Here is a 14,850-nt window from a genome sequence, read left to right as displayed (position 1 = left end):
GCCCTTGGCGCAGCCCCTGAAAATGAGGCGCGGAACCTAGGGCGCGTCGTCACACTTTGCAACGCGGCGCGAGCGCGCGCCGCATAGGTTGGGTTATCGCGGCAACACGGTAAGCGGGTCGACGGCCGTGGGCTGGTCGCCGCGAACCCGCCAGGTCTCGAAATGGATCGAGGGACGGCCGTCGCCGGCGGTCGTGCCGACCGTGCCGATCTGCTGTCCGGCGGTGACCTCGTCGCCGTCGCGGACCACGGCCGAGCCCAGGTGGCCGTAGACCGTGCGCCAGCCGTCGCGGTGGACGATCAGAACCGTCAGCCCCTGCCCGACCAGGTCGTCGCCGACATAGCCGACCCGTCCGGCGGCCGAGGCGCGGACCTCGGTTCCCGCCGCGGCGCCGATGTTCACTCCGTTGTTGCGCTCGCCCATGCCCACCGGTCCGAAGCGGCGCAGCACGTCGCCGCGCACCGGCCAGTCGAGGCCCGCGTTCCCGGCGGGCGCCGCGGCGGCCGGGGGCGCGGTCGCCGCGGGCTGGCGCGGCGGCGGCAGGGTCGAGGACGGCGGAGGCGGCGGGGGCGGCGGAGGCGCGGTCTCCTCCGGAACGGTGACGCCGAAGGGCGACGGACCGGTCGCATAGGGGTCGCCGCCGATGTCCACGGCCCCGGCGGGCAGGATGATGCGCTGGCCCGGCGTAATGGCGGCGCGCGGCCCCAGGCCGTTCAGGTCGATCAGCGACTGCACCGGGGTCTGGAAGCGGCGGCCGATGCCGGAGATGGTGTCGCCGGGCTGGATCTCGTAGGCGGCGCCGGCCGTGGGCGCGCCCCGGGCGGGCGGCGGCGGGCTGGCGAAGCCTTCCGAAGCTGGGCCGGCCGCGGGGCGCGAGCCGTTGGGGGTCGCCTCCGGGACCCCGGTATAGGGCCGGGTCGGCGCGTCATAGGGCCGGGGGCCGGTCGCCGTCGGCGCATCCAGGGCGCCGCCCTCGATGGCCTCGACGGGCGCGCCGCGCGGCGGCGGCGCCTCGCGGGCCGGATCGGTCGGGCCGCGCACGCCCTCCCCGGTCGGCTGCGGCCGGGTCGGATAGACAGGGCCCGACGGCGGCGGCGCGGGCGGGCCGTTCGGCTGGTCGGCGTAGATCGAATAGCGCGGTTCGGCGGGATAGCTGGAACAGGCCGCCAGCAGGCTCATCGCCCCCAGCGCCATCAGGATGCGGAATCCGCCGCCCATTCGATTCATTCGCCCGCTCCGCTTCTGCGCCCAGCCTGTCATCCGAACAGACCCGGAAAACCGCGCCAAAGTTGGGCGGGAAGGTTAACCAAAGCTTGCCGGAGCCGTAATCACCCCTCCTTGGCCGTCCCCTCGACCAGCGGCACGAACCGCACTTCGGTCAGGCTTTCGCGACGGAAGCTGCCGTCGGGCTGGCCGACGTAGCGGTGCAGCATCTGCACCGAACTGCGGCCCACGGGGCAGACCAGGATGCCGCCGGGCTTCAGCTGCTTCAGCAGTTCGGTCGGCTCGCCGGGGGCCGCGGCCGTGACCATGATCCGGTCGAAGGGCGCCTGTTCGGGCCAGCCCAGGCCGCCGTCGCCGTGGCGGGTGATGACGTTGTCGATGTCCAGCGTCCGCAGCCGCGCCTCGGCCTCGGTCAGCAGGCTGCGATAACGCTCGACCGAATAGACGTAGCGCGCCAGCCGGCTCAGCACCGCGGCCTGATAGCCGCTGCCGGTGCCGATCTCCAGCACCCGGTGCCGCAGCTGCACGTCCAGCGCCTGGGTCATCAGACCGACGATGAAGGGCTGGCTGATGGTCTGGGCGCAGTCGATCGGCAGGGCCTGGTCCTCCCAGGCCTGGTCGAGGAACTTCTCGTGCACGAAGACGGCCCGGTCGATGGACTCCATCGCCTGCAGCACGCGCGGCTCCGTCACCCCCTGCTGCCGCAGACCGAGGATCAGGCGTCCGGCGCGGTCGTCCTTCAGGTTCATTCGGCCGCCACGACCGTCTTGGGCGGAACCCCGCCCAGTACGCCCCTCAGGTCGTGCAGGCTGGCCATGTGGGTCAGGTCGATGTGCAGAGGCGTGACCGAGATCTTGCCGTCGTCCATCGCCTTCAGGTCGGTGCCGTCCGGATGGTCGTGCTTCGTGCCCCGGAAGCTCATCCAGTAGTAGTCGCGGCCGCGCAGGTCGGTGCGGCGCACCGCATGCATCTCGCCGATGTCGCGGAAGCCCTGGCGGGTGACCTCGATTTCGGCCACGGCCTCGGGCGCGCGGGCCGGGAAGTTGAGGTTCATCACCACCCCCGCCTGCCACGGCTGGGCCAGCAGGCGGCTGATGATGGCGGGGGCGTAGGCCTCGGCCGTCTCCCAGTGGGCGGTGACCTCGTCGTGGAAGCGCTCCAGCGACTGGGACAGGGCGATGGAGCGGATGCCGAAGGCCATGCCCTGCAGCGCCCCGGCGACCGTGCCCGAATAGGAGCAGTCCTCGCCGACGTTGTGGCCGCGGTTGACGCCCGACAGTACCAGGTCCGGCTTCTCCGGCATCAGGTCGTTGACCGCCAGCACGACGCAGTCGGTCGGCGTCCCCGTCACGGCGAAGCGCTGCGGGCCCAGCCGGTTGACCCGCAGCGGCTCGGTCAGGGTGATGCCCCGCCCCTTGCCCGACTGCTCGACGGCGGGCGCGCACACCCAGATGTCATCGGACAGGGTCCGCGCGATCCGTTCCAGGCATTCGAGGCCCTCGGCCTCGATTCCGTCGTCGTTGGTCAGCAGGATTCTCATGATCGGTCTGACCTAATGCGAAGACCCGACCGGCGCACTCGAAAAATCCGGCGGGGTCCCGCTACTGGATGACTTCCACGCGGTCGGCCAGGATGACCGTGTCGCGGCGGCAGTTGTTGACGAGGCGCGAACCCTGCCACTGCATCGTCTGGGCGCCGTCGCGGCCGGCCCAGGCGGCGGTGCGACCGAACAGCCGGACCTTGGCCCCGTTCAGGTCGGCGGCCGCGCGCTGGGCGTTGCGCGGCAGGACGGCGCTGACGCAGTCGGTCGGGAAGCCCTGGGTCAGGTCGCGCTCCCGGGCGTAGAGCCGGATCTCGCCGTCGTCGACGCGGGCCCAGCCCTCGAACTGGGTGGCCGAGGCGTCGAAGCCGGCGGGCGGCGGGGTGACGCCGCCAGGCGTCGAGGCGCAGGCGCCCAGGACCAGAATCAGGGCGGCGGGGGCCAGGAGGGAGAGGGTTCGCATCGTTTCGTTCCTGTGGCGCGTCTCCGGGGGGCGGAGACCGGACAATGGACCGGAGCCGCGCGACGTCCTGATGACGCCGCCGCTCCGCTCCCTGCGCAATGCCTGACGCCGCCGGGGGCTCCCCGCCTTACCGGAGCGTCCGGGTGTTCAGGCCCCGCCGACCTGCGTCAGCCCGCCCATGTAGGGGACCAGAACGTCGGGGACCCGGATCGAGCCGTCGGCCTGCTGGTAGTTCTCCATGATCGCCACCAGGGTGCGGCCGACCGCCAGGCCGGAGCCGTTCAGGGTGTGGACGAACTCGGTCTTCTTCTCGCCGTCGCGCTTGAAGCGGGCGTCCATGCGCCGGGCCTGGAAGTCGCCGCAGTTCGAGCAGGAGCTGATCTCGCGATAGGTGTCCTGCGACGGCAGCCAGACCTCGAGGTCGTAGGTCTTGCGGGCCGAGAAGCCCATGTCGCCCTTGCACAGCAGCATCTTGCGGTAGGGCAGCTCCAGCGCCTGCAGGATGGCCTCGGCGCAACCGACCATCCGCTCGTGCTCGGCGTCGGAGTCCTCGGGCCGGGTGATGGAGACCAGCTCGACCTTGTGGAACTGGTGCTGGCGGATCAGGCCGCGCGTGTCGCGCCCGGCGGAGCCCGCCTCGGCGCGGAAGCAGGGCGTCAGGGCGGTCATGCGGATTGGGGTCGCCAACTCGGCCTCGGGCAGGATCTGCTCGCGGACGAGGTTGGTCAGGGAGACTTCAGCAGTGGGGATGAGCCAGCGCTGATTAGCAATCTGCTCGCTTCCCGGTGCCGAACTGACCATCGAAGCCAGCACACCCGGGGAAAGTTCGTGTTGTTCCATGGCGCTCAGGATCGTCGCCGTGAAGTGGTCCAGAGTTTCTTTCGAAAGGTCGACGCCAAGCCAGCCCCGCCACCAATCCGGCGAGTTCAGAGCGACTTCATCTTGTTGATCCGTCGGCGAGGCCAACTGCACAGCAGCAAAAAGATCTTCCTTAAATTTCGGAAGCTGCCCCGTCCCGAACATCGCCTCGTCGCGAACCAGATACGGCGGGTTCACTTCCAGATAGCCGTTCCGGTCCGTCTGGAAGTCGAGCATGAACTGGCCTACGGCCCGTTCCAGCCGCGCCAATTGACCCTTCAGCACGGCGAAGCGCGAACCGCTCATTCTGGCGGCGGCCTCGAAGTCCAGCAGGCCCAGGGCCTCGCCGAGATCGGCGTGATCCTTGGCCGGGCCGCCGGCGCGGGGCGTACCCCAGCGGCTGACCTCGACATTGCCCGCCTCGTCCTCGCCGTCCGGGACCTCGTCGGCGGCCAGGTTCTTCAGGCCCGCCAGCAGGTCGCGCAGCTCCTTGCCGACGCTCGCCTCGACAGCCTCGGCGGCGGCGATGTCGGCCTTCAGGGCCTCGACCTCGGCCTTCAGCCGGTCGGCCTCGGCCATGTCCTTCTTGGCCATCGCGGCGCCGATCAGCTTGGAGGCGGCGTTGCGCTTGGTCAGCCCCTCCTGCGCCGTCGTCTGGGCGGCGCGCAGCTCGCCGTCGAGGCGCAGCAGGTCGGCCACCAGCCCGTCGGCCTCCTCGACCCCGCGCGACGACCAGCCGCTCACGAAGGCGGCGGGATTGTCACGGATGGCGCGGATGTCGTGCATGGCTCTGAACTCTTGGGAGGAAGAGCGATGCTCTAGCGGGCGGCGGGGATTCCGCCAACTCCCTGGCGCCATCGTCATCCCGGGCGCGCGGAAGCCGCGCATCGACTGATGCGCGGGGCCGGAATGACGATGGCGATCACTATGAGGGTTCAAACGCCGCTTCATCGTCGTCTTCGCCCCTCGCGGAAGGTCCGACGGCGGTCAGGATGGGGCGCGAAGGCCGGAGTGAGCGTCGCCCGAACTTTTTCCGGCGCATCGGAAAAAAGCGGGTGCGAAGAGGGCGGATCGTCGTGCACCCGTCCGGCCTCGATGCGGGCGGCGAAGCGCAGGGCGCGCAGGGCTTTGACGGCGAGGCGGCGCCACAGACGGATCGTGCGGGCGTCGCCCTGACGGCGAGCCGTGGCGGTCCTGCTCATGGCGAAGCGATGGATCGCCCGGATGTCGGGAGGGCCGTCTTTCGGGATCAGAACTTCGCGGGCCATGTCCGAAAGGATGACACGACCATGCGTCAGGATTGGACGTGGGGACGCGGCAGTCGCTTCCCTCTCGCGATGGGAGAGGGCTTGAGCGCACGGCGCGCAGCGTCGTTCTTGCGCGAAAGGGTGAGGGCCGACCGCCAGCATCCGGCGATGAGCCGCACCGCTGTTCCGGGCGGCCGGCTTGGGCCGGACTGCACCAGTCGACCCTCATCCGACGGGGCTCCGCCCCGCCACCTTCTCCCACCGGAAGAAGGAAGACCGATCCTAGATCAGCCCCGACAGCGGCGAGCTGGCGCTGGCGTACATGCGCCGGGGCATGCGCCCAGCGAGATAGCCCTGACGGCCGGCGATGACGGCGTGCTTCATGGCCGACGCCATCAGGATCGGATCGCCGGCGCCGGCGATGGCGGTGTTCATCAGCACGGCGTCGCAGCCCAGCTCCATGGCCAGGACGGCGTCTGACGGCGTGCCCACGCCCGCGTCGACCAGCACCGGCACCTTGGCCTGCTCGACGATCAGGCGGACGTTGACCCGGTTCTGGATGCCGAGGCCCGAGCCGATCGGGGCGGCGGCGGGCATGATGGCGGCGGCCCCCGCCTCCTCCAGCCGCCGGGCCATGACCACGTCGTCGGTGCAGTAGACCATGACCTGGAAGCCGTCCTTCACCAGCAGGTCCAGCGCCCGCAGGGTCTCGATCATGTCCGGATACAGGTGGGCGGTGTCGCTCAGCACCTCCAGCTTGACCAGATCCCAGCCACCCGCCTCGCGCGCCAGGCGCAGGGTCCGCACCGCGTCCTCGCCGGTGAAGCAGCCGGCGGTGTTGGGCAGGAAGGTGAAGCGGTCGGGCTTCACATAGTCGACCAGCATAGGCTGGTTCGGATCGGTCAGGTTCACCCGGCGCACCGCCACGGTGACGATCTCGGCGCCGGCGGCTTCGGCCGCGTCGGCGTTCTCCTGATAGGTCTTGTACTTGCCGGTGCCGACGATCAGGCGGCTGTTGAAGGTCCGGCCGGCGACGGTCCAGCTGTCGGTCGCGGCGGATGCGGAAACGGGGACATGAGCGTTCATGTCCCCGTCCCTACGCCTTCAAAGACACCGTTTGAACCCTTACGCGCCTCGCGGCAGCGCGTAGGCGATCACTTCGTCTGACACCGGCGTCTCCATGAAGTGGTGCCCGCCCGGCGCGATGACCAGGAACTGGCGGCCGCCGACCTCATAGACCATCGGCCCCGCCTGGCCGCCGCCCGGCAGCTTGTCGGTCCACAGGGTCTTGCCCGTCTTCAGGTCGATGGCGCGGATCAGGTCGTCCGTCGCCGCCGCCACGAAGATGACGCCGCCCGCCGTCACGACCGCGCCGCCGTTGTTGGGGGTGCCGATCTCTATGGGCAGCATGGACGGGATGCCGAACGGCCCGTTCTTGGTCGCCTGGCCGAGCGGACGGTCCCAGATGGTCCGGCCCGTGCGCAGGTCGATGGCGCGGATGCCGCCATACGGGGGCTCCTTGCACAGCAGGCCGGTGAAGGGCATCCGCCAGCCGGCGTTGACGCTGATCGCATAGGGGGCGCCCGCCTGGGGGTCGCCCGCGCCCTCGGCCCCACCCTTGCGGGCGTTGGGTTCGCCGCGCGGGACCCAGCCGCGACGGTCCGCCTCGGCACGGGGCACCAGCCGGTTGTAGTTGGGCATGTCGTTGTAGTTGGCCACGATGACGCCGCGCGCCGGATCGATGGCGACGCCGCCCCAGTCCGAGCCGCCGTTGTAGCCGGGATACTGGATGTAGCGCCGGTCGGCCGTCGGCGGGGTGTAGAAGCCCTCATAGGCGGCGCTGCGGAACTGGATGCGGCAGATCATCTGGTCGATCGGCGACATGCCCCACATCTGGCGCTCGTTCAGGTCGTGCTCGCGGCGCAGGGTGTGATAGCCGCTGGTCCGCTGGGTCGGGGTGCGCATCTGCGGCTCCACGCCGCCACGGGGCACGGTGATGTTGTTCACCGGTGTGAGCGGCTGGCCGGTGGCCCGGTTCAGCACATAGATGTCGCCCTGCTTGGACGGCAGCACGACCGCCGGGACCGCGCCCGCCGCCGTCGGGAAGTCCACCAGCGTCGCCTGCGAGCCCAGGTCGTAGTCCCAGACGTCGTGGTGCACGGTCTGGAAATTCCAGCGCGGCTTGCCGGTCGTCACGTCCAGCGCGACCAGCGAGGTGGCGTAGTCCAGCTGCGGTCCGGTGCGGTCGGCGCTGACATAGTCGGCGGCGGTCGAGCCCAGCGGCAGATAGACCAGCCCCAGCCGCTCGTCGCCCGAGGCCGTGGTCCACATGTTGGGCGTGCCCAGGGTGTAAATCTGGCCTTCCGGCGGGGTGGTGGCGATGTCCGGTCGCATCATGTCCCAGGCCCAGCGCAGCTGGCCGGTGACGGCGTCGAAGCCCTTGATCACGCCAGACGGCGCCTGGCGGTACTGGCCGTCCAGGATCTGGTGCCCGGTCACGACGACGCCGCGCACGATGGTCGGGGCCGAGGTGATCGAGACCATGCCCGGGATCAGCTTGCCCATATGCTCGGACGTATCGACCTGGCCGTTCCGGCCGAAGCCGGCGCAGCGTTGGCCGGTGCGGGCGTCCACGGCGATCAGGCGGGCGTCCAGCGTGCCCCAGATGATCCGCGTCGCGCAGGGATCGGCCGGGGCCGCGTTCGGCACGACGTAGTAGCTCACGCCCCGGCAGGCCGCCGTATAGGGGATGTTGTCGTCGCTGACCTGCGGGTCGTGCTTCCAGATGTTGCGTCCGGTCGCGGCGTCCACGGCCAGCACCATGTTCTTGCCGGTGCAGATGTAGAGGGTGTTCCCGACCTTCAGCGGCGTGTTCTCGGAGGCGTATTTGTTCTGCGCGCCGGGCCGGTCGCCGGGCAGGTCGCCGGTGTGCAGGCTCCACACCCGCTCCAGCCGCCCGACGTTCTCGGGCGTGATCTGGGTGAGGGGCGAATAGCGCTGGGCGTGGTAGCTGCCGCCGAAGGCCGGCCAGTCGGCGCCCACCGGGATGGCGTCCGGATCGCTGGAGGCGACGGCCCGCGCGGCGGGAAGCTCGGACTGCACATTGATCCTGGCCGCATTGGCCGAGGCGACGCCGCCGATCATCAGCAGGGCCACCAGGCCGACCGCGCCGCCGGCGGCCCAGACCTTGCCCCGTCCGGGCCACAGGGCCGGAAGCGCCGCCAGCACGAGGGCCAGCAGCACGGCGGGGGCGATCACCCGCGGCACCAGGCCCCAGCCGTCGATCCCGACCTCCCACAGCGCCCAGAGCACCGTCAGCACGAAGACGCCGATATAGATGAAGGCGCCCAGCCTGCTCCGCCGGATCAGCAGGACCCCGCTGGCCAGCAGTCCCAGTCCCGCGAGCAGATAGTACCAGGAGCCGCCCAGTCCGATCAGCCAGCCGCCGCCGATGGTCAGGGTCAGGCCGATGAGGGCGAAAATGACCCCGAGGGCCATGATCAGGCCCCCGGCGAGGCCTCCCGGTTTGCGCTCGACGGACATGAAAACACTCCAGCGTGGCAAGGGATTCGGGAGCGCAACACCTCGCCCGTCGTACGGTTCCGGACAAAACCGTGCGCGCCGGATGGACGCCGATCACATTCCGTCGCACGCATCAGGTCCCGGCGCCTTTCGTCAGTTTTCATCGCGCCGCCGGCATGTGTGACTGGGCTCACGTGTTGTTCTGTGAAGGAGTGTCGTCATGCGCATCAGGTCCATCGTCGCCAGGAGCGCCGTCGCGATCCTGCTGGCGTCCACGGCGATCACCGTCATCGGCTGCAGCACCGCCGGCGGGCCGGCCATGGCCCCGCCCCCCGCCGTGGCGCCGCCGCCTCCGCCGCCCCCTCCTCCGCCCGCGCCGTCACGCCCCGCCGTGGTCGGCGAGGAGGCGACCTCGGTCGACGACGTCGTGGTGACCGGCAGCCGGATCCGCCGCGAGGGCGAGGCCGGCGCCGGGGACGACGCCCGGATCGCCGCGCCCACGCCCGTCGCCCTGCCCGACCGCGGCACCCGCCCGGCCCAGCCGCGCCCCCCGCAGGCCGGCCTGCTGACCGCCGGCGACTATGACGACCTGCTGAACCCCACCTGGTACGCCGACTATGTCGGCCGCTATCTGCAGGATCAGGGCGGCGTGAGCCTGCCCTGGGTGGACACCCGCCAGGCCATCACCATCGCGGTCAGCGACGCCGAGGGCCGTCCCGCGCCCTTCGTCGAGGTCTCGGTGTCTCGGCCGCAGGGCGAGCCGCTGCGGCTGCGCACCCTGGCGGACGGGACCGTGGTCCTGTTCCCCGGTCTGGACCGGCTGGGCCGCACGGCGAACGTCACCGTCGACGGCGCGACCCGCCGGCTGACGGTCGGACCGGATCGCCGGCTGGAGATCCGCACCGCCGCCCGCGCCGCCCAGGTGCGCGCCTTCGACCTGCTACTGGTCATCGACGCCACCGGCAGCATGGGCGACGAGATGGAGTATCTGAAGCGCGAGCTGGCCTCGATCATGGCCTCGCTGGCCGAGCGCCACCCGCGCGTCGACACCCGCATCGGCCTGATCGTCTATCGCGACAACGGCGACCAGTATGTGGTCCGCGACTTCCCCTTCACCGGCAATGTCGATGGACTGGTGCGCCAGCTGGAGGCCCAGCGGGCCGACGGCGGCGGCGACTATCCGGAGGCCATGGACCAGGCCCTGACGCGGGCGCTGGACTATCCGTGGCGCGACGACGCCGTGCGCTCGGTCGTGCTGGTCGCCGACGCCCCGCCGCATGACGACCGCATCTCCGCCACCTGGGAGCAGGTGCAGGAGGCCCGCGCCCGCCGCATCCAGATCACGCCCGTCGCCGCCAGCGGCGTAGGCCACCGGGCCGAGTTCGTCCTGCGCGCCGCCGCCGCCGCGACCCAGAGCCGCTATCTGTTCCTCACCGACGACAGCGGCGTGGGCAATCCGCACGCGACGCCCGAGGTCAAATGCTACGTCGTCAGCCGCCTGGACAGCCTGCTGCGCCGGGTGCTGGACAGCCAGATCTCGGGCCGCCGCATCGAACCGACGGAAAACGAGGTCATCCGCACCGTCGGCCCCTACGACGCCGGGGTCTGCGCGCCGAAATAGGCCGACTCAGCCGCCGCCGACGAACTGGACGACCTCGATCCGGTCGCCGGCGGCCAGGGCCGTGACGCCGTGACGCGAGCGGGGCACGATCTCCAGATTGCGCTCCACGGCCACCTTGCGGATATCCAGCCCCAGCTCCTCCACGAGGGCCAGGATGGTGTCCGCATGGACCTCGCGAAGCTCGCCGTTGACCTGGATTTGCATGACCTTGCGTCACTCTCTTGCGGCGCGCGGCTTGCTTGCGGCCACGCCTGAGCTAAAAGGCCGGTCCGATTCCGGTCGGAACGTCACCTTCGCGAGCGAATGCCCGACAGTCCTGTCCTCTACGTCCTGAACGGCCCGAACCTCAACCTGCTTGGGGTCCGAGAGCCTGAAATCTACGGGCGCGAGACGCTCGCGGACGTCCAGGCGCTGTGCGAACGGACCGCCCAAGGCGCGACCGTGGTGTTCCGCCAGACCAATCACGAGGGCGAGCTGATCGACTGGGTCCAGGAGGCCCGCGAGAAGGCTGACGCCCTTGTGATCAACCCCGCCGGCTACGGGCACACCTCGGTGGCCCTGCTGGACGCCCTGAAAACGCTGACGGTTCCGATCGTCGAATGTCATCTGTCGAATCCGGCGGCGCGCGAGCGCTTCCGGCATCGCACCTATGTGTCGGCGATCGCCGCCGGCGTGGTTTCGGGTTTCGGCCCGATGAGTTACGAACTGGCGGTCAAGGCCGCCCTCGGACTGGCGCAGGAACGCCGCCGGTCCGCCGACCGTTCGGTTTAAAGGACAACAAGAGGCTCCCATGGCCGATCCGAAGACGACTGCCCCCAAGCTCAAGAACGAAGCCGAGATCGACACCATCCTGGTGCGGCAACTGGCGGACATCCTGAATGACACCTCGCTGACCGAGATCGAGGTCGAGCGGGGCGAACTGCGCATCCGCGTGGCGCGTGAAGCCGCCCCGGTGATGCAGTACGCCGCCGCGCCGGCCCAGGCCGCCCCGGTCGCCGCCGCCGCGCCCGCCGCCGCCCCGGCCTCCATGCCGTCGGACCCGGCCACCATCGTCGCCAAGTCGGGCGAAGAGGTGAAGTCGCCCATGGTCGGCACCGCCTATCTGCAGGCCTCGCCGGAAGCCCCGCCGTTCGTCCAGCCGGGCGACAAGGTGAAAAAGGGCCAGACCCTGCTGATCGTCGAGGCCATGAAGACGATGAACCCGATCCAGGCTCCCCGCGACGGCGTCGTGAGGGAAGTGCTGGTCGGCGACGCCCAGCCCGTCGAGTTCGGCGAACCCCTCGTCCTGCTCGAGGCGTAAGCCATGTTCACGAAGGTCCTGATCGCGAACCGCGGTGAAATCGCCCTGCGGATCCACCGCGCGTGCAAGGAGATGGGCATCTCCACCGTCGCCGTGCACTCCGAGGCCGACCGCGGCGCCATGTGGGTGCGCCTGGCCGACGAGAGCGTCTGCATCGGCCCGGCGCCGGCGGCCAAGTCGTACCTGAACATCCCCTCGATCATCGCGGCGGCCGAGATCACCGGCGCCCAGGCGATCCACCCCGGCTACGGCTTCCTGTCCGAGAACGCCCGCTTCGCCGAGATCGTCGAAGCCCACGGCATGACCTTCATCGGTCCCAAGCCCGAGCATATCCGGGTCATGGGCGACAAGATCAGCGCCAAGCAGACGGTTCTGGCGGCCGGCATTCCCTGCGTCCCCGGCTCGGCCGGCGAGGTCGAGACCATCGAGGCCGCCATCGAGGCGTCCAAGACCATCGGCTTCCCCCTGATCGTCAAGGCGGCGGCGGGCGGCGGCGGACGCGGCATGAAGGTGGCCCTGACCGCCGACGACCTGGTCGAGGCCGTCCAGACCGCCCAGTCCGAGGCCCTGGCCGCCTTCGGCAACGGCGCCGTCTACATGGAGCGCTACCTCCAGAAGCCGCGCCACATCGAGATTCAGGTCATCGCCGACAGCCACGGCAACGTCGTGCACCTGGGCGAACGCGACTGCTCGCTGCAGCGCCGCCACCAGAAGGTGCTGGAAGAAGCCCCCTCGCCCGCCCTCTCGGCCGAGGGCCGCAAGGCCATCGGCGAGACGGTCAACAAGGCCATCGCCGCCATCGGCTACCTGGGCGTCGGCACCATCGAATTCCTGTGGGAAGACGGCGAGTTCTTCTTCATCGAGATGAACACCCGCCTGCAAGTCGAGCATCCGGTTACGGAAATGATCACGGGCGTGGATCTGGTCCGCGAACAGATCCGTATCGCCGCCGGCCTGCCGCTGTCGTTCACCCAGGACGACATCCACTTCGAAGGCCACGCCATCGAGGTGCGGATCAACGCCGAGAACGCCGAGACCTTCACCCCGTCGCCGGGCACCATCACGGACTTCCACGCCCCGGGCGGCCTGGGCGTGCGGCTGGATAGCGCCATCTACGCCGGCTATTCGATCCCGCCCTATTACGACAGCCTGATCGGCAAGCTGATCGTCCACGGACGTGACCGCGAGGAGTGCATCGCACGCCTGAAACGGTCCCTGGGCGAGATGGTCATCGGCGGCATCGACACCACCATTCCCCTGTTCCAGAAGCTGCTGCAGGAGCCGGACATCCTGTCCGGCGACTACGACATCCACTGGCTGGAGAACTGGGCCAAGCGCCAGAAGGGCGAAGCCTAGCCCCCGGTGGAGGAACCCGGCTTCAGCGCCTCATCCCCCTTCGGCGGCTTCGGGCCGGACGAACTGCTGAACTGCTACGCCACCGGCGTCTTTCCCATGGGCGAGGCGCGCGATGACCCGCGCGTCTTCCTGGTCGAACCGGACCAGCGCGGCGTCATCCCGCTGGACGGCTTCCACATTCCCACACGGCTAAGGAAGACCGTGCGATCCACGCCGGTCGAGGTGCGGGTCGACACCGCTTTCAGCGCCGTGCTGGACGCCTGCGCCGCCTCCATGCCGGGCCGCGAGGACACCTGGATCAACGCGCCGATCCGGCGGCTCTACATCGCGCTTCAGGCCCGCGGCCACGCCCATTCCGTCGAGGTCTGGCGCGACGAGCGCCTGGTCGGGGGGCTGTACGGCGTGACCCTGGGCGGGGCCTTCTTCGGCGAGAGCATGTTCAGCCGCGAGCGCGACGCCTCGAAGGTCGCGCTGGTGCATCTGGTGGGGCGGCTGAAGCGCGGCGGCTGGCGGCTGCTGGACGCCCAGTTCTTGACCGAGCACCTCAGCCAGTTCGGAGCGGTCGAGACGCCGCAGGCGGCCTATCTGCGGCAGTTGAAGGCGGCGCTGCGCGCGCGGCCCCAGGTCCGTTCGCTGTTCGAGCCGATGACGGGCGCCGAAGCGGTCTTCTACGCCCTGCAGCCGACGACCCAGGCGTCGTAGATCGGGTGCTGCAGGCCGTTCACGGCCGGCGCGGACGCGAACATCCATCCCCGGAAGATCTGGCGCGGCGCGGCGGTCTGGACGACGCCGCGCGGCTGGAGGCTGACTTCCAGATAGGCGATGGAGTCGCCGACCTGTTCGTCCGAGGCCGAGACCTCGCAGGCGCGGGCGGTGAAGATCAGGGTGCGCTGGAAGCGGACGGGACGACCGCCCACCTCGACCTCGAAGCGCATGCGTTCGGCGGTGATCTTGTCGACGGCCTCGACGATGGCGACGCGGCGGCGCTGGCGGCGGCCCGGCGTGGTCGAGGGCTCGCCCCGGACTTCGGCCTTCTGGTCGGCCTTTTCCTCGTCCGCCTTCTCGGCGTCGGTCTCTTCGGCGACAGGGGCGACGACGACCGGTCCGGGCGGGGTGATGGCGATGGGGGCGGCGGGCGCGGGCGCGGCCTCGGGGGCCGGTTCGGCGGGCGGGGTCGTCTGCGGCGTCGGCTGGCGGTTCAGCTCAGCCGTGGGATCCACGGGACGGGCGTCCTGGGGCATGTCGTTCAACGCGGACGCCACGACGCCGCCGGCGACGAGGATCGCCGCGGCGGTCACGCCCGCGAGGATGAGCCCGCGACGCTTCATTCCGGACGCCAGGCCTCATAGTCGCCGGTCGCGGCCGGGCGCTGGCCCTCGGCGGCCAGCGAGCCCTGCGGGCGCCACGCCATCGGCGTGCCGGTCAGGTTGGGCAGGTGGTCCTTTTCCCACGACCGGCGCGGCAGCGGCTCCACGGTCGGCGGCTCGTCGTAGGTGTAGTGCATCCAGCCGTGCCACTCGGGCGGCACCTTCGAGGCGTCGGCGTAGCCGTTGTAGATCACCCAGCGGCGCTTGCGGCCGTCATAGCTGACGTTGTCGCGCGACTGGTAATAGGTGTTCCCGAATTCGTCGGTGCCGATCTTCTCGCCACGCTTGGCGATGGTGAAGAAGGTGCCGATGGTGGCGCCGCTGGTCCAACCGAAGATTCTGCCTAGCACGT

General features: G+C 70.3%; 16 protein-coding genes. 5 read left to right on the top strand and 11 right to left on the bottom strand.

Translation table 11 applies throughout. The annotated features are described in order from the left end of the window. Positions 1 to 93: 93 nt before the first annotated feature. The 8 genes from AC07NB_RS02685 to AC07NB_RS02650 all read right to left on the bottom strand — a co-directional run bounded on the left by AC07NB_RS02685 (position 94) and on the right by AC07NB_RS02650 (position 8,875). Entirely contained in the window at positions 94 to 1,227 is a 1,134-nt protein-coding gene (locus AC07NB_RS02685; RefSeq protein WP_492313186.1) for a peptidoglycan DD-metalloendopeptidase family protein, read from the bottom strand. 101 nt (positions 1,228 to 1,328) lie between these two features. Then, positions 1,329 to 1,973 (bottom strand): protein-L-isoaspartate(D-aspartate) O-methyltransferase, encoded by a 645-nt coding sequence (locus AC07NB_RS02680; protein ID WP_291838529.1) that lies wholly within the window; start codon positions 1,971 to 1,973, stop codon positions 1,329 to 1,331. Continuing rightward, positions 1,970 to 2,764, bottom strand: a complete 795-nt coding sequence (gene surE, locus AC07NB_RS02675) for a 5'/3'-nucleotidase SurE (RefSeq protein WP_494570834.1) — start codon at positions 2,762 to 2,764, stop codon at positions 1,970 to 1,972. The genes AC07NB_RS02680 and surE overlap by 4 nt, the downstream gene beginning before the upstream one ends. 61 nt (positions 2,765 to 2,825) lie before the next feature. Continuing rightward, positions 2,826 to 3,227 (bottom strand): hypothetical protein, encoded by a 402-nt coding sequence (locus tag AC07NB_RS02670; protein ID WP_494570833.1) that lies wholly within the window; start codon positions 3,225 to 3,227, stop codon positions 2,826 to 2,828. A gap of 147 nt (positions 3,228 to 3,374) precedes the next feature. Then, entirely contained in the window at positions 3,375 to 4,871 is a 1,497-nt protein-coding gene (gene serS / locus AC07NB_RS02665; protein WP_494570832.1) for a serine--tRNA ligase, read from the bottom strand. A gap of 161 nt (positions 4,872 to 5,032) precedes the next feature. Next, on the bottom strand, positions 5,033 to 5,287 hold the full coding sequence (locus AC07NB_RS02660; RefSeq protein WP_494570831.1) for a hypothetical protein: 255 nt from the start codon (positions 5,285 to 5,287) through the stop codon (positions 5,033 to 5,035). Positions 5,288 to 5,614: 327 nt separating this feature from the next. After that, entirely contained in the window at positions 5,615 to 6,418 is an 804-nt protein-coding gene (locus AC07NB_RS02655; RefSeq protein ID WP_494570830.1) for a thiazole synthase, read from the bottom strand. A 39-nt stretch (positions 6,419 to 6,457) separates the two neighbouring features. Beyond that, complete coding sequence (locus tag AC07NB_RS02650; protein WP_494570829.1) at positions 6,458 to 8,875, bottom strand: membrane-bound PQQ-dependent dehydrogenase, glucose/quinate/shikimate family; 2,418 nt, start codon at positions 8,873 to 8,875, stop codon at positions 6,458 to 6,460. 199 nt (positions 8,876 to 9,074) lie between these two features. On the opposite strand from AC07NB_RS02650, the gene AC07NB_RS02645 reads away from it, so the two are divergent. Further along, positions 9,075 to 10,475, top strand: coding sequence for a vWA domain-containing protein (locus tag AC07NB_RS02645; protein WP_494570828.1), 1,401 nt, complete (start codon positions 9,075 to 9,077; stop codon positions 10,473 to 10,475). 6 nt (positions 10,476 to 10,481) lie between these two features. On the opposite strand, the gene thiS is transcribed toward AC07NB_RS02645, so the two are convergent. Beyond that, the gene (gene thiS, locus AC07NB_RS02640; protein WP_492313194.1) at positions 10,482 to 10,679 is read right to left on the bottom strand and encodes a sulfur carrier protein ThiS; all 198 of its coding nucleotides are present in this window, start codon (positions 10,677 to 10,679) and stop codon (positions 10,482 to 10,484) included. A gap of 99 nt (positions 10,680 to 10,778) precedes the next feature. Between thiS and AC07NB_RS02635 the strand changes: the two genes are divergently transcribed. The 4 genes from AC07NB_RS02635 to aat are packed head-to-tail and all read left to right on the top strand — an operon-like array spanning position 10,779 to position 13,833. Continuing rightward, positions 10,779 to 11,246, top strand: a complete 468-nt coding sequence (locus AC07NB_RS02635; protein ID WP_492313195.1) for a type II 3-dehydroquinate dehydratase — start codon at positions 10,779 to 10,781, stop codon at positions 11,244 to 11,246. 19 nt (positions 11,247 to 11,265) lie between these two features. Then, the gene (gene accB / locus AC07NB_RS02630; protein ID WP_492313196.1) at positions 11,266 to 11,775 is read left to right on the top strand and encodes an acetyl-CoA carboxylase biotin carboxyl carrier protein; all 510 of its coding nucleotides are present in this window, start codon (positions 11,266 to 11,268) and stop codon (positions 11,773 to 11,775) included. 3 nt (positions 11,776 to 11,778) lie between these two features. Then, positions 11,779 to 13,131 (top strand): acetyl-CoA carboxylase biotin carboxylase subunit, encoded by a 1,353-nt coding sequence (accC, locus tag AC07NB_RS02625; protein ID WP_492313197.1) that lies wholly within the window; start codon positions 11,779 to 11,781, stop codon positions 13,129 to 13,131. 6 nt (positions 13,132 to 13,137) lie between these two features. After that, positions 13,138 to 13,833 (top strand): leucyl/phenylalanyl-tRNA--protein transferase, encoded by a 696-nt coding sequence (aat, locus tag AC07NB_RS02620; RefSeq protein WP_492313198.1) that lies wholly within the window; start codon positions 13,138 to 13,140, stop codon positions 13,831 to 13,833. On the opposite strand, the gene AC07NB_RS02615 is transcribed toward aat, so the two are convergent. Both AC07NB_RS02615 and AC07NB_RS02610 read right to left on the bottom strand, forming a co-directional pair. Further along, complete coding sequence (locus AC07NB_RS02615) at positions 13,800 to 14,459, bottom strand: DUF2155 domain-containing protein (RefSeq protein ID WP_494570827.1); 660 nt, start codon at positions 14,457 to 14,459, stop codon at positions 13,800 to 13,802. The genes aat and AC07NB_RS02615 overlap by 34 nt on opposite strands. Then, positions 14,456 to 14,848 (bottom strand): NADH:ubiquinone oxidoreductase subunit NDUFA12, encoded by a 393-nt coding sequence (locus AC07NB_RS02610; RefSeq protein WP_492313200.1) that lies wholly within the window; start codon positions 14,846 to 14,848, stop codon positions 14,456 to 14,458. Before AC07NB_RS02610 ends, AC07NB_RS02615 begins: the two co-directional genes overlap by 4 nt. Positions 14,849 to 14,850: the final 2 nt, after the last annotated feature.

The organism is Brevundimonas sp. GW821-FHT09G01 (assembly GCF_059416065.1).
Note: the sequence above shows the minus strand (reverse complement) of the source record. Positions and strands in the feature narration are given on the sequence as shown.